This is a genomic window from Staphylococcus durrellii (assembly GCF_015594545.1).
Taxonomy (GTDB): domain Bacteria; phylum Bacillota; class Bacilli; order Staphylococcales; family Staphylococcaceae; genus Staphylococcus; species Staphylococcus durrellii.
Genome location: NZ_JADIIO010000001.1, coordinates 688969 through 701525, shown reverse-complemented (window position 1 = coordinate 701525; position 12557 = coordinate 688969). Strand labels below are relative to the sequence as shown.

Here is a 12557-nt window from a genome sequence, read left to right as displayed (position 1 = left end):
ACCAATATTGGAGTGTTTAAGATGAAATTAAGCATATTAGACTACATACCTATATTTGAGAATCAGAACGCTACAGACGCCATAAACCATACGGTACGTCTCGCACAAATAGCTGAACAATATCAATTTAAACGTTATTGGGTTGCCGAACATCACCAAGTCTTCTCTGTAGCCTCTAGTGCTCCTGAAATGATAATGATGTCAATATTAGAAAACACAAATTCTATTAACGTGGGCAGTGGAGGTATCATGTTACCTCATTATAGTGCATATAAAGTAGCTGAACAGTTTAAAATATTAGAAGCGCGACATACGAATAGAGTAGATTTGGGTATTGGTAGATCACCAAGTTTTAACAATGTGAATAGTGCTTTAAACGAAGGCAAAACTGAGCAACTAAATTACGCAACACAACTTGCTGATTTGAGCACATATTTTAATGATGACAAAGGATTAAATAACAGGTTTCAACAACTATTAGCCACACCTATAATTCAATCTAAGCCTAATATGTTTTTATTATCTACCAGCATAGCAAGCACGAAATTAGCCGCAACAAAAGGGTTACCATTAGTTATTGCATTAATGGGTCAACCACAAGAAAAAATTGACGCAATGATAGACACTTATCGACGAACATTTTCTCAAAAGAATACTTATCGACAACCTTATATTATAGTGGCGACTTTTGTAATAACTGCTGATGATGAGACTACAATTAATGCATTGAAGAAAGCTTTTCATTTTTGGCTATTAAGGATTAATTATTTAGAACAACCGTCCTATTATGCTTCACCTACTTTTGTTGAAGAAAGAGGCTTTTCTGCAAGGGAACAAGAAAAAATAGCTAGTAATGAGAATCGGGTTATTTCAGGTGATATAGCAGAAGTAAAGCAACGTTTAACACATATTCAAAATTATTATGAAGCAGACGAAATTATGGTTCTACCACATGTTTACGGGGAATATCATAGAGAGAGATTGATAGAACTTATAGGAAGTATGTAAAATGAGGTTATGATCGTGACATAAATAAATAGATAAAAAAAAGCACTTTTCGATATTTCGAAAAGTGCTTTTGTAACGTAATAAAATTAACGTTTTGAGAATTGTGGTGAACGACGTGCTTTTTTAAGACCTGGTTTTTTACGTTCTTTCATACGTGGGTCACGAGTAAGTAATCCAGCGCGTTTTAAAGAACCTCTATATTCAGGATCAGCTTCTAATAATGCACGAGAGATTCCGTGACGGATAGCTTGAGCTTGTCCAGTGAAACCTCCACCTTGAACATTTACTAATACATCGTAGTTACCTTTAGTTTCTGTAACGTCGAAAGCTTGGTTAATGTCTAAGATTAATGATTCAAATGGTAAGTATGCACGTACGTCACGTCCATTAACTGTAATGTTACCTTCACCTGGTACCAAACGTACACGTGCTACTGAGTTTTTACGACGGCCTGTGCCTCTATATTCAACTTGTGCCAATGTAATTTCCTCCTTCTAATTAACCACGTAACTCGTAGTTTTCTGGTTGTTGTGCAGCGTGTGGATGTTCAGCGCCACCATATACAAATAATTTTTTACCTTGTTTTTCGCCTAAACGAGTGCTTGGTAACATACCTTTAATTGAAGTTTCAAGTAAACGTTCTGGATTATTTTCTCTTAACTCACCAGCAGTAACAGATTTGATTCCGCCTGGGTGATTTGAGTGACGATAATAAACTTTATCTTGAGCTTTATTACCTGTGAATTGAATTTTACCTGCATTGATGATGATTACATAATCACCAGTATCAACGTGTGGTGTATAAGTTGCTTTATTCTTACCGCGTAAAATAGCTGCTACTTCTGATGATAGACGACCAAGTGTTTGACCTTCTGCATCGATAACATACCATTTGCGCTCAATGTTTGCTTCATTAGCCATAAATGTTTGACGCATAATTAATGTCCTCCTAGTAAATGAATGGTTCTTTTGTTATTAAATAACTGTTACGATTAAAAGCTTCGATTTCATTTATTTGTTAACTGTTGCTCTACCTGCTTATATATCTTGTAACACAATAAGTTTCCGGGGCTTATCGTGGGGTGATATAAAACAATACCGTTGATAATCGTATAATTTTTATGCTCATTTGTCAATGTAATTTAGTCATTTCGCAACGTTTTTTTTCGATGTATTTTTATACCCTTACCAAAGTCTTGCATTAATGATTCTTCTGATAAATAAATATGTTCTAAATAAAGACCATCTGCAGCTGCTGTAAATGGTACATTACTGCGATTGCGCTCTTCTAATAGCGTTGATACCTCTTTAGGACTACGGTGCCCCTTTCCTACCTCAATTAAAAAAGCAACTAACACACGTACCATATTATATAGGAAGCCTGAACCTGTAACGACATAATCAAAGCCATCTTCTGTTTGGATAATTTCACTTTGATAAATTGTACGCACTTTACTTTCTACTTCAGTTTTTTGAGAACAGAAGCCAGTAAAATCGTATGTGCCTAAAAATTCAGCTGCAGCTTCTGCCATTTTAGCATAATTTAACGTATCTTTTATATGTGTTCTTAATCCACTTTGAAATGGATCACGTTCTGACGCTACATACACCTTGTATCGATATGATTTACCTACACAATCATATCTACAATGAAAATCATCATCAACAAATGATACCTTTTTTACTAAGATATCATTAGGTAATGCACTGTTCATTGCATAACGCCATTTGTCAGGAGTAATATTTAATTCCGTATCAAAATGAAAAAATTGTTCATTTGCATGGACGCCCCTGTCTGTTCTACTAGAAGGATGAATACGTACTGATCGTTTGTGCATTCTCTTTAAGATGCGTTCAAATTGTTGCTGAACGGTTCTTTCATGTTGTTGAATTTGAAAACCCATAAAATGTGTTCCAAGATATGAAATGTTAACTAACACACGCATGCTTTACACTCCTAAATATTTAAATACAAACAGTACAATTGCTATAGGAATAATTGATATTATTACAATTGTATCTTTATGTTTCCATTGTAATTCTCGATAACTTGTACGTTCCGTATTGGCATCATAACCTCTTACTTCCATAGCGATAGCCAAATCTTCGGCTCGTTGAAATGCTGAAATAAATAATGGGATTAACAATGGGATAAATGCCTTAATTCTATTCATTAATGTTCCGCTACTCAGCTCAGAACCACGTGATTTTTGAGCTAGTATAATTTTATCTAATTCATTCATTAACGTTGGTATAAAACGTAAGGCTATAGACATCATCATGCTAAGTTGATGTACTGGTATCTTTATTAATTTCAATGGATATAACAACTTTTCAAATGCATCGGTTAAATCGATAGGACTTGTAGTTAGTGTCATTACGGTTGAAATCATCATAATAAACATTAAACGGAGTACGATATATATTCCTTCTATAATACCCTTTGTGTCGATTGATACAAAGGCTATTTCAAATAGACGAATACCACCTTTAGTAACAAACAGATGCATAAGAAATGTAAAGACTAAAAATATCCATATAGGGGTTAACCCTTTAATTAAAAACCACGCTTTAATATGTGATAGTTTTACTATAATCATTATAAGAATGAATAACCATAGATAAGTTGCAAACGAATGTGCAAAAAATATTAAAATAACAAATAAAAACACAAAGATTAACTTAGATCTTGGGTCCAAACGGTGTATAACTGTATCAAGCGGTAAGTAACGTCCAATTATAAATTTATCTTTCATTACTGTTGCCACTCCTTATACATGTCCACAAACTCTTCTTCCGTTAAAGCAATTTTATCGAATTTAAAGTGATATTTTGCTTCAATATCACGTTGCAATTTAACTACTTCAGGAATATCCAATTGATATTTATGAACATATTCACTATTGGCAAAAAGGTCTCGTGGTGTTAAATCATCTATCAGTTCACCATTATGCATTAATTTGATTTCATCAGTGTATTTTGCGACATCGTTCATTTCATGAGTAATTAAAATAATTGTTTTATTGTTTTGTTGTTGCAATTCTTTAATTTTACTCATAATTTGCTTTTTACTTTGCGGATCTAACCCAGCAGTAGGTTCGTCTAAAATAATAATATCTGGATCCATAGCTAATATTGAAGTCAATGCGATTTTTCTCATTTGTCCCCCAGACATTTGGAACGGGGATAGTGTCATTATTTCTCTAGGAAATCCAAATTCTAATAACAATTGAAATGCCCTTTTTTTAACTTTTTCAATGTCCATACCAAAATTTTTAGGGCCAAATTCAATTTCTTTTTCAACACTATCTTCAAATAATTGTGATTCTGGAAACTGAAAAACAATACCGACTTTTTTGCGTATATCTCGTAGCAATTTATCTTTAGTCTTATGTTGTATAACTACCTCATTAAATATCATTTTTCCAGATGTCGGTTTTAACAAACCATTAAAATGTTGGATTAACGTTGATTTTCCTGAACCTGTCTGACCTATCACGGCATAATACTTACCATCATCAAATTGTGCAGTAATATCTCTCAAAGCATGGTACTCATATGGTGTACCTTGTTGATAAACATAATTCACTTGATTAAATTCGACCGTCATAACTTACTTACCAACCCTTCATATGAAATATATTCTAAGGGATTACCCAACAGTTGGTTAATACGCATTGAAAATGGTAAATCCAGTCCTATTTTTGATAATGCTTCACCTTTATCAAAAACCTGATTTGGGGTACCGGTGGTAAATATTTCTCCTTTATCTAAGACGATTAAATTATCAGCTTCAGCTGCTTCTGATAAATCATGCGTAATAGAAATAATCGAAACGTCTTTTTCATGGTTTAGCTTTCGAACTAAGTTAATCAACGCAGTGCGTCCGTATGGATCTAACATTGATGTGGCTTCATCTAAAATAATAACATCTGTATCTAAAGCTAATACCCCGGCTATTGCAACACGTTGTTTTTGACCACCTGATAGTGATTGAGGCTCTTTGTTAGCTTTATCAAGCATATGCACATCACTTAACGCTTTTGGAACAATCTCATGCATTGCTTCATAAGATACAGCATGATTTTCTAAACCAAAAGCAACATCAAACTCAACTGTTGAACCGACAAATTGATTTTCTGGATTTTGAAAGACGATACCAATACTTTTACGTAATACATGAATATTATGAATATCTATTTTTTGATTGTTATAGGTAATGTCTCCTTCATTAGCTTGTTCTATGCCTACCATAAGCTTGGCAAGTGTAGACTTTCCTGAACCATTGTGCCCAACAATAGAAGTCCACTTACCTTTTGGGATAGCAAATGAAACGTCTTTTAAAGCATATGGTTCATCACTTTTATATTTAAATGAAACATGATTAAATCTTATAATTTGATCACTCGTTTGCATTTGCATCGTCCCCCCTTAATGTATACTTTTCTATTTTACATGATTTTAATATTTATGTATATCCTCCTTTAGCAATGAGTCATGTAAAGGAAGTCAATTAAAAAAAGCTATAGGTTTAACTATAGCTTAAATAAAAAAGCGCGCACCCCATCAGATTTTTGAGTTCACGCTTTAAAATATTATTTGATTGATGGGGCACTCTGAGCTAGACAATATTTGTATGTGGCAAACATTATCGTTGCACTCATTTGCTTTATACATAGTAGTACGTATATTTATTTTAAAATTATACTAATTCGATAATTACTGATTCAGCACCGTCACCACGACGTGGGCCTGCTTTAAGGATACGAGTATATCCACCTTGACGTTCAGTATAACGTTCTGCAATCTCACCGAATAATTTTTGAAGAGCAGTTTGTGTAGATTCGTCTTCGTTTAAAATCTCAACATTACGTAATGTTTTAGCTGCATTACGACGAGAAGCTAAATCGCCTTTTTTACCTAAAGTAATTAATTTTTCTACAATACTACGTACTTCTTTAGCACGTGATTCAGTAGTTTCAATACGTTCACTAACGATAAGTGATGTAGCTAAGTCACGTAACATTGCTTTACGTTGATCAGAAGTACGACCTAATTTTCTGTAACCCATGAGTTAACCTCCTTTATATTAGTCTTCTTTTCTCAAGCCTAAGCCTAAGTCTTCAAGTTTATATTTAACTTCTTCAAGAGATTTACGACCTAAATTACGCACTTTCATCATGTCTGCTTCAGATTTGTCAGCTAATTCTTGTACAGAATTAATGCCTGCACGTTTTAAACAGTTGTATGAACGAACAGATAAATCTAATTCTTCGATAGACATTTCAAGTACTTTTTCTTTTTGATCTTCTTCTTTTTCAATCATGATTTCAGCATTCTGTGCTTCGTCAGTCAATCCAACAAAGATATTCAAGTGTTCAGTCATAATTTTTGCTGCTAATGAAACTGATTCTTGTGGCGTAATAGATCCATTAGTCCATACATCTAGCGTCAATTTGTCAAAATCACTACTTTGACCTACGCGTGTATTTTCTACTGTATAGTTTACACGTTCAACAGGTGAATAAAGTGAATCAACAGGAATTACTCCAATTGGTAAATCACTAGTATTATTTTGTTCTGCTAATGCGTAACCTCTACCCTTGTTTGCAACAAGACGGATTTTCAAATGTCCACCTTTAGAAACAGTCGCCAATTTCAATTCAGGATTCAAAATTTCGACATCACTGTCATGAGTAATGTCACTTGCAGTTACTTCGCCTTCATCCTTAACATCGATTTCTAACGTTTTATCTTCTTCTGAATAGATTTTTAATGCTAGTTTTTTAACGTTCATAATAATTGTAGAAACGTCTTCAACCACATTGTCTATCGCAGAAAACTCGTGAAGTACACCTTCGATTTCGATATATTTTACGGCTGAGCCTGGCAATGAAGATAGTAGGATACGACGTAAGGAGTTTCCTAGTGTAGTACCATAGCCACGTTCTAGTGGTTCAACAACGAACTTACCGAATTTAGCATCTTCACTAATTTCTATTGTTTCAATTCTAGGTTTTTCGATTTCTATCATTTGCAAATATCCTCCTTGACTACGTCGACTAGATTTATACTGTATTTCTCAGTGACCTGTGACAATATCAATAAAATTATACGCGACGACGTTTTGGTGGACGACAACCATTATGTGGTACTGGAGTAACGTCACGGATAGCTGTTACTTCTAAACCAGCTGATTGTAAAGCACGGATAGCTGATTCACGACCAGGGCCAGGGCCTTTTACTGTAACTTCTACAGATTTCAAACCATGTTCCATAGCTGTTTTTGAAGCTGTTTCAGCTGCCATTTGTGCTGCGAATGGTGTAGATTTTTTTGATCCTTTAAATCCTAATGCACCTGCTGATGACCAAGATAATGCATTACCAAATTCGTCAGTAATTGTTACGATTGTATTATTGAATGTTGAACGGATATGCGCTACTCCATTTTCAATATTCTTTTTCACTCTACGTTTACGAGATACTTGTTTACGTGCCATTTAAATTTTGCCTCCTTTACCTATTATTTTTTCTTGTTAGCTACAGTTTTAACTGGGCCTTTACGCGTACGTGCATTGTTTTTAGTTTTTTGTCCGCGTACTGGTAAACCACGACGATGACGGATTCCACGGTATGATGAAATTTCCATTAAACGTTTAACGTTTAAGTTTTGCTCACGACGTAAGTCACCTTCAACTTTATAACTATCTACTACTTCACGGATACGACCTAATTCGTCATCTGTTAAATCTTTTACGCGAGTTTCAGCTGAAACATTTGCTTCTTCTACGATTTTATTAGCTGTCGTAGTACCGATACCGTATACGTATGTTAATGAAATAACGATGCGTTTTTCACGTGGAATATCCACTCCTGCTATACGTGCCATATTTATTTACACCTCTCTTTAATTAACCTTGTTTTTGTTTGTGTTTAGGATTGTCACAAATTACCATAACTTTACCTTTACGTTTAATGACTTTACATTTTTCGCAAATTGGTTTTACTGATGGTCTTACTTTCATTTTTATACCTCCCTATATTATGGAGTGACGATTATTTATAACGATAAGTGATTCTTCCGCGAGTTAAATCATACGGAGACATTTCTACTGTTACTTTGTCGCCAGGTAGAATACGGATATAATTCATTCTGATTTTACCACTAACGTGTGCCAAAATCTCGTGACCATTTTCTAATTCTACTTTAAACATAGCATTTGGTAAAGTATCTAATACAGTACCTTCTAATTCAATTACATCTTGTTTAGCCATTTATTAACTTCCCCCTTTTTACTATAGTTGGTTATCGTCATTTATCAACTTTAACCATACGTGTCTATCAGTGCGTGTTAATAAGTCAACAAAAATAAAAGAATTACTTACGCTATATGTCACTCTTAAATTATTTTATTTTTTCAATACGTAGATACTTACTCAAATAGGATGACTGCAATACATAGACCGTATAAAGTTAATATTATTTCAAGCCATCTAAGATAGAAATAACGTCTTCTGTGACTTTGTTGATATCTTTTGAACCGTCAATGTTTTTCAATAAGCCTTTTTCATCATAGAAAGATAAAATAGGTTTTGATTGCTTAACATTAACGCTTAAACGATTAGCAACTGTTTCAGGGTTATCATCTTCGCGTTGATATAACTTTTCACCATCAAGATCGCACACGCCATCTTCTTTAGGTGGGTTGAAAACAAGATGATAAGTTGTTCCGCACTTAGGACAGATACGACGACCTGTTAAGCGGTTCATTAATTCTTCTTCTGGAACCTCAATATTGATAACAGCATCAATGTTTCTGTCTAGTTCGTTCATGATGTCGTTTAATGTTTCTGCTTGATCAATAGTACGAGGGAATCCATCTAATAAGAATCCTTTCTTTGCATCGTCTTCAGAAATTCTTTCTTTAACGATACCCACAGTAACTTCATCAGGAACTAATTCTCCACGATCCATGTATGATTTAGCTTCTTTACCTAAATCTGTTTCTTCTTTAATCGCTTTTCTGAACATGTCACCAGTAGATATGTGTGGAATCGGGAATTTCTTTACAATTTCACTCGCTTGAGTTCCTTTACCTGCGCCAGGTAAACCCATTAAAATGATATTCATAAAAGTGCCCTCCTACAATTTATCTACCACCAAAGCCTCTATATTCCTTCTGGCTCACTTGAGCTTCAAGGCTCTTCATCGTTTCAATAGCTACACCAATAACGATAAGTAAACTTGTACCACCAACCTGAATTGATTGAGGTAAATTCATTACTTTAGTCGCAATAATTGGCAAAATAGCAATAACAGCTAAGAAGATCGATCCAACGAATGTTAATCGATAGAGTACTCTAGTAATATATTTTTTTGTTTGTTCTCCAGGTCTAATTCCTGGAACGTAACTGCCTTGTTTTTTAAGATTATCAGCCATTTTTTCTGGGTTAACTTGTACAAAAGCATAGAAATATGCGAATGCAATAATTAATACTACATACACAATCATTCCAATGTTATTTGACGGGTTAGCCGCATCTGATACTTTTTGTGCCCAACCTGCATCAGGGAAAAATAATGTCAACGTTCTAGGTAATAAAAAGAACGCCATTGAAAAGATAACAGGAATAACACCTGCTGAGTTAACTTTTAATGGTAAATACGTTGCTTGAGAACCTAGTTGTTGTGCTGTTTGTTTCTTTGCATATTGAATTGGTATTTTACGAATTGCTTGTAATACGTAAATAGCACCAATAGTTAGTAATATCATTCCGATAATAATTCCAATTACTTTTAGCCAAGCTAAAGTAACATCGTCTTGTCCAACAAATGCTTGTTGGTAAAATTGAATTAATGATGACGGAAGCGTAGATAGAATACCTGCAAAGATAATAATTGAAATTCCATTACCAACACCAAATTGTGTTATTTGCTCACCTAACCAAATTAGGAACGCTGTGCCTGAAGTTAAGACAACTGCAATTAACAAATAACTAAAGATTGATTGATCCATGATCAATTGACCTTTTAAGTAGTTGTTAAATTGGAAAGCCATACCTATTGATTGAATGAAGGCAAGAATGATAGCAAAATAACGTGTAAAATTATTAAGCTTTTTCCTACCTGCTTCACCCTGTTTTGCCCATTCTGTGAATTTCGGAACAATATCCATTTGCAATAACTGCATTACGATAGACGCAGTAATGTATGGCATTATTCCCATTGCAAAGATTGAAAAGTTTTTCAAGGCTCCCCCACCGAATGTATTTAACAAATCAGTGACACCTTGAGAACCTTGATGACTGTCAAAGGCAGCTGGATTTACGCCAGGTGCTGGAATATAAGTACCTATCTTGAAAATAACTAACATTGCGAGTGTAAAAAAGATCTTGTTACGAACTTCTCTAGTTTTAAAGAAGCTCACAAGCGTTTGAATCATTAGATCACCTCGTGTGCTCCACCTTTTGCATCAATAGCGTCTGCTGCAGAAGCAGAGAATTTATGAGCTTTTACTGTTAATTTTTTCTCTAGTGAACCATTACCTAATACTTTAATACCAGATTTTTCACTTTTAACTACACCATATTCTACTAATAAAGCTGGAGTTACTTCAGTACCATCTTCAAATTTATTAAGTTGGTCTAAATTAACAATAGCATATTCTTTACGGTTAATGTTAGTGAAACCACGTTTTGGTAAACGACGGAATAAAGGTAATTGACCACCTTCAAATCCCGGTCTTACTTTACCACCTGAACGTGCTTTTTGGCCTTTTTGTCCACGTCCACTTGTTTTACCATTACCTGTAGCCGCACCACGGCCAACACGGTTACGTTCTTTACGTGAACCTTCAGCTGGTTTTAACTCATGTAATTTCATTTCGGCACCTCCTTAATTATTTTTCTTCTATAGTCAATAAGTGACTTACTTTGTTGATTTGCCCACGGATTGCAGGGTTATCTTCAACAACTACTGAAGAATTAGTTTTTTTCAAACCTAAAGCTTCAACAGTTTTACGTTGTGTTTCAGGACGACCAATAACACTACGAGTGAGGGTAATTTGTAATTTAGCCATAACTCTTTCCCTCCTTAATTATATAATTCTTCAACTGATTTGCCACGTAATTTCGCAACTTCTTCAGCATTTTTAAGATTTTTTAATCCATTTATAGTTGCACGAACCATATTGATTGGAGTATTAGATCCTAATGATTTACTTAAAATGTCAGTAATACCAGCTAATTCTAGGACAGCACGAACTGGGCCACCTGCGATAACACCTGTACCAGGTGCAGCTGGTTTCATGAATACGCTACCTGAACTGAAGCGTCCAGTAACTGTATGAGGAGTAGTACCTTCAACACGTGGTACAACAACTAAATCTTTTTTCGCTGCTTCAACAGCTTTTTTGATTGCTTCTGGAACTTCTTGAGCTTTACCAGTACCAAAGCCAACACGACCGTTCTTATCTCCTACTACTACTAAAGCAGTGAAACGGAAACGACGTCCACCTTTAACAACTTTTGCAACACGATTGATTGTAACAACGCGTTCTTCAAATTCTTTAGTTTCTTCTTCTCTACGAGCCATGTAATTTGTCCCTCCTTTAAATTAAAATTCTAAACCATTTTCGCGAGCTGCTTCAGCTAACGCTTTAATACGACCATGATATAAATATCCTCCACGGTCAAATACGATTGAAGTTACACCTTTATCATTTGCTTTTTTAGCGATTGATGCGCCTACTTTAGCAGATAAATCAACTTTTGTAGTTGATTCTGAAGCGATATCTTTGTCTTGAGTTGAGGCTTGAGCTAAAGTTTCACCTTTAACGTCATCGATGATTTGAGCATAGATGTGCTTGTTTGAACGATAAACATTTAAACGTGGTTTTTCAGCTGTGCCAGATAATTTAGTACGGACACGCGCATGTCTTTTTAAACGTACTTTGTTTTTATCAATTTTGCTGATCATTGCAATACTCCTTTCTATAGAGAGTTATTTATTATTTACCAGTTTTACCTTCTTTACGGCGAACGTATTCACCTTGGTAACGAATTCCTTTACCTTTATAAGGTTCTGGAGGTCTAGTTGAACGGATGTTTGAAGCAATAGCTCCAACTTGTTCTTTAGATACACCTGAAACTGTTACAGTTGTATTTTTCTCAACAGCGAAAGTAATACCATCTTCAGCTTTAACTTCTACTGGGTGAGAATAACCAACGTTAAGTACTAAGTCATTACCTTGCATTTGAGCACGGTAACCAACACCAACAAGTTCAAGAGTTTTTTGGAAACCTTGAGAAACACCAAGAATCATATTATTGATTAAAGCACGAGTTGTACCATGTACTGTTCTATCATCTTTAGAATCAGTAGGTCTTACAACTTCTAATGTGTTTTCGTCTTGTTTATATGTCATTCTTTCATTTAATGTTTTTGATAATTCACCTTTAGGACCTTTAACAGTTACTGTATTACCATCAAAACTAACTGTTACGTCACTTGGAATGTCAATAATTTTTTTACCAACACGACTCATGTT

Annotated in this window: 20 protein-coding genes; 1 reads left to right on the top strand and 19 read right to left on the bottom strand. The window is 34.7% G+C overall.

Annotated features, from left to right (window positions below; all coding sequences use genetic code 11):
• Window positions 1-21: 21 nt before the first annotated feature.
• Window positions 22-1008: an LLM class flavin-dependent oxidoreductase gene (locus tag ISP02_RS03230; RefSeq protein WP_195720224.1), complete on the top strand. Its 987-nt coding sequence runs from the start codon at window positions 22-24 to the stop codon at window positions 1006-1008.
• Window positions 1009-1094: 86 nt separating this feature from the next.
• On the opposite strand, the gene rpsI is transcribed toward ISP02_RS03230, so the two are convergent.
• The 19 genes from rpsI to rplF form a co-directional block, all read right to left on the bottom strand.
• The gene (gene rpsI, locus ISP02_RS03225) at window positions 1095-1487 is read right to left on the bottom strand and encodes a 30S ribosomal protein S9 (protein ID WP_048792945.1); all 393 of its coding nucleotides are present in this window, start codon (window positions 1485-1487) and stop codon (window positions 1095-1097) included.
• A gap of 19 nt (window positions 1488-1506) precedes the next feature.
• Entirely contained in the window at window positions 1507-1944 is a 438-nt protein-coding gene (rplM, locus tag ISP02_RS03220; RefSeq protein ID WP_195720223.1) for a 50S ribosomal protein L13, read from the bottom strand.
• A gap of 206 nt (window positions 1945-2150) precedes the next feature.
• Window positions 2151-2954, bottom strand: a complete 804-nt coding sequence (gene truA, locus ISP02_RS03215) for a tRNA pseudouridine(38-40) synthase TruA (RefSeq protein ID WP_195720222.1) — start codon at window positions 2952-2954, stop codon at window positions 2151-2153.
• A 3-nt stretch (window positions 2955-2957) separates the two neighbouring features.
• A complete protein-coding gene (locus ISP02_RS03210; RefSeq protein ID WP_195720221.1) occupies window positions 2958-3764 on the bottom strand; it encodes an energy-coupling factor transporter transmembrane component T family protein in 807 nt (268 codons plus the stop codon).
• Window positions 3764-4618: an energy-coupling factor transporter ATPase gene (locus ISP02_RS03205; protein WP_195720220.1), complete on the bottom strand. Its 855-nt coding sequence runs from the start codon at window positions 4616-4618 to the stop codon at window positions 3764-3766. Before ISP02_RS03205 ends, ISP02_RS03210 begins: the two co-directional genes overlap by 1 nt.
• Window positions 4615-5424: an energy-coupling factor transporter ATPase gene (locus ISP02_RS03200; RefSeq protein ID WP_195720219.1), complete on the bottom strand. Its 810-nt coding sequence runs from the start codon at window positions 5422-5424 to the stop codon at window positions 4615-4617. The genes ISP02_RS03205 and ISP02_RS03200 overlap by 4 nt, the downstream gene beginning before the upstream one ends.
• Before the next feature lie 286 nt (window positions 5425-5710).
• A complete protein-coding gene (gene rplQ / locus ISP02_RS03195; RefSeq protein WP_195720218.1) occupies window positions 5711-6079 on the bottom strand; it encodes a 50S ribosomal protein L17 in 369 nt (122 codons plus the stop codon).
• 18 nt (window positions 6080-6097) lie between these two features.
• Complete coding sequence (locus ISP02_RS03190; protein ID WP_195720217.1) at window positions 6098-7042, bottom strand: DNA-directed RNA polymerase subunit alpha; 945 nt, start codon at window positions 7040-7042, stop codon at window positions 6098-6100.
• 76 nt (window positions 7043-7118) lie between these two features.
• A complete protein-coding gene (rpsK, locus tag ISP02_RS03185; RefSeq protein ID WP_029378524.1) occupies window positions 7119-7508 on the bottom strand; it encodes a 30S ribosomal protein S11 in 390 nt (129 codons plus the stop codon).
• A gap of 23 nt (window positions 7509-7531) precedes the next feature.
• Window positions 7532-7897, bottom strand: coding sequence for a 30S ribosomal protein S13 (gene rpsM / locus ISP02_RS03180; protein ID WP_195720216.1), 366 nt, complete (start codon window positions 7895-7897; stop codon window positions 7532-7534).
• 22 nt (window positions 7898-7919) lie between these two features.
• Window positions 7920-8033, bottom strand: a complete 114-nt coding sequence (rpmJ, locus tag ISP02_RS03175; protein WP_048792955.1) for a 50S ribosomal protein L36 — start codon at window positions 8031-8033, stop codon at window positions 7920-7922.
• Between the two features lie 31 nt (window positions 8034-8064).
• Complete coding sequence (gene infA, locus ISP02_RS03170) at window positions 8065-8283, bottom strand: translation initiation factor IF-1 (protein WP_001118443.1); 219 nt, start codon at window positions 8281-8283, stop codon at window positions 8065-8067.
• A 205-nt stretch (window positions 8284-8488) separates the two neighbouring features.
• Window positions 8489-9139: an adenylate kinase gene (locus tag ISP02_RS03165; RefSeq protein WP_195720215.1), complete on the bottom strand. Its 651-nt coding sequence runs from the start codon at window positions 9137-9139 to the stop codon at window positions 8489-8491.
• Between the two features lie 19 nt (window positions 9140-9158).
• Window positions 9159-10451: a preprotein translocase subunit SecY gene (gene secY / locus ISP02_RS03160; RefSeq protein ID WP_195720214.1), complete on the bottom strand. Its 1293-nt coding sequence runs from the start codon at window positions 10449-10451 to the stop codon at window positions 9159-9161.
• Window positions 10451-10891, bottom strand: a complete 441-nt coding sequence (gene rplO / locus ISP02_RS03155; RefSeq protein WP_195720213.1) for a 50S ribosomal protein L15 — start codon at window positions 10889-10891, stop codon at window positions 10451-10453. Before rplO ends, secY begins: the two co-directional genes overlap by 1 nt.
• 16 nt (window positions 10892-10907) lie before the next feature.
• Window positions 10908-11087 carry a 50S ribosomal protein L30 gene (gene rpmD, locus ISP02_RS03150; protein ID WP_195720212.1) on the bottom strand — a complete coding sequence of 60 codons (180 nt, stop codon included), beginning with the start codon at window positions 11085-11087 and terminating at the stop codon, window positions 10908-10910.
• A gap of 14 nt (window positions 11088-11101) precedes the next feature.
• On the bottom strand, window positions 11102-11602 hold the full coding sequence (gene rpsE, locus ISP02_RS03145; protein ID WP_195720211.1) for a 30S ribosomal protein S5: 501 nt from the start codon (window positions 11600-11602) through the stop codon (window positions 11102-11104).
• 21 nt (window positions 11603-11623) lie between these two features.
• Window positions 11624-11986, bottom strand: coding sequence for a 50S ribosomal protein L18 (gene rplR / locus ISP02_RS03140; RefSeq protein ID WP_195720210.1), 363 nt, complete (start codon window positions 11984-11986; stop codon window positions 11624-11626).
• A gap of 31 nt (window positions 11987-12017) precedes the next feature.
• Window positions 12018-12554, bottom strand: coding sequence for a 50S ribosomal protein L6 (rplF, locus tag ISP02_RS03135; RefSeq protein WP_195720209.1), 537 nt, complete (start codon window positions 12552-12554; stop codon window positions 12018-12020).
• Window positions 12555-12557 lie beyond the last annotated feature (3 nt).

Bases quoted from the DNA above. Each gene is read 5' to 3' on its own strand.
- ISP02_RS03205 (WP_195720220.1), bottom strand. From the start codon at position 4,618: ATGACGGTCGAATTTAATCAAGTGAATTATGTTTATCAACAAGGTACA.
- rplQ (WP_195720218.1), bottom strand. From the start codon at position 6,079: ATGGGTTACAGAAAATTAGGTCGTACTTCTGATCAACGTAAAGCAATG.
- ISP02_RS03200 (WP_195720219.1), bottom strand. From the start codon at position 5,424: ATGCAAACGAGTGATCAAATTATAAGATTTAATCATGTTTCATTTAAA.
- rpmJ (WP_048792955.1), bottom strand. From the start codon at position 8,033: ATGAAAGTAAGACCATCAGTAAAACCAATTTGCGAAAAATGTAAAGTC.
- rplO (WP_195720213.1), bottom strand. From the start codon at position 10,891: ATGAAATTACATGAGTTAAAACCAGCTGAAGGTTCACGTAAAGAACGT.
- rplR (WP_195720210.1), bottom strand. From the start codon at position 11,986: ATGATCAGCAAAATTGATAAAAACAAAGTACGTTTAAAAAGACATGCG.
- ISP02_RS03210 (WP_195720221.1), bottom strand. From the start codon at position 3,764: ATGAAAGATAAATTTATAATTGGACGTTACTTACCGCTTGATACAGTT.
- rpsK (WP_029378524.1), bottom strand. From the start codon at position 7,508: ATGGCACGTAAACAAGTATCTCGTAAACGTAGAGTGAAAAAGAATATT.
- secY (WP_195720214.1), bottom strand. From the start codon at position 10,451: ATGATTCAAACGCTTGTGAGCTTCTTTAAAACTAGAGAAGTTCGTAAC.
- ISP02_RS03165 (WP_195720215.1), bottom strand. From the start codon at position 9,139: ATGAATATCATTTTAATGGGTTTACCTGGCGCAGGTAAAGGAACTCAA.
- rplF (WP_195720209.1), bottom strand. From the start codon at position 12,554: ATGAGTCGTGTTGGTAAAAAAATTATTGACATTCCAAGTGACGTAACA.
- rpmD (WP_195720212.1), bottom strand. From the start codon at position 11,087: ATGGCTAAATTACAAATTACCCTCACTCGTAGTGTTATTGGTCGTCCT.
- rplM (WP_195720223.1), bottom strand. From the start codon at position 1,944: ATGCGTCAAACATTTATGGCTAATGAAGCAAACATTGAGCGCAAATGG.
- rpsE (WP_195720211.1), bottom strand. From the start codon at position 11,602: ATGGCTCGTAGAGAAGAAGAAACTAAAGAATTTGAAGAACGCGTTGTT.
- infA (WP_001118443.1), bottom strand. From the start codon at position 8,283: ATGGCTAAACAAGATGTAATTGAATTAGAAGGTACTGTATTAGATACT.
- rpsM (WP_195720216.1), bottom strand. From the start codon at position 7,897: ATGGCACGTATAGCAGGAGTGGATATTCCACGTGAAAAACGCATCGTT.
- ISP02_RS03190 (WP_195720217.1), bottom strand. From the start codon at position 7,042: ATGATAGAAATCGAAAAACCTAGAATTGAAACAATAGAAATTAGTGAA.
- truA (WP_195720222.1), bottom strand. From the start codon at position 2,954: ATGCGTGTGTTAGTTAACATTTCATATCTTGGAACACATTTTATGGGT.
- ISP02_RS03230 (WP_195720224.1), top strand. From the start codon at position 22: ATGAAATTAAGCATATTAGACTACATACCTATATTTGAGAATCAGAAC.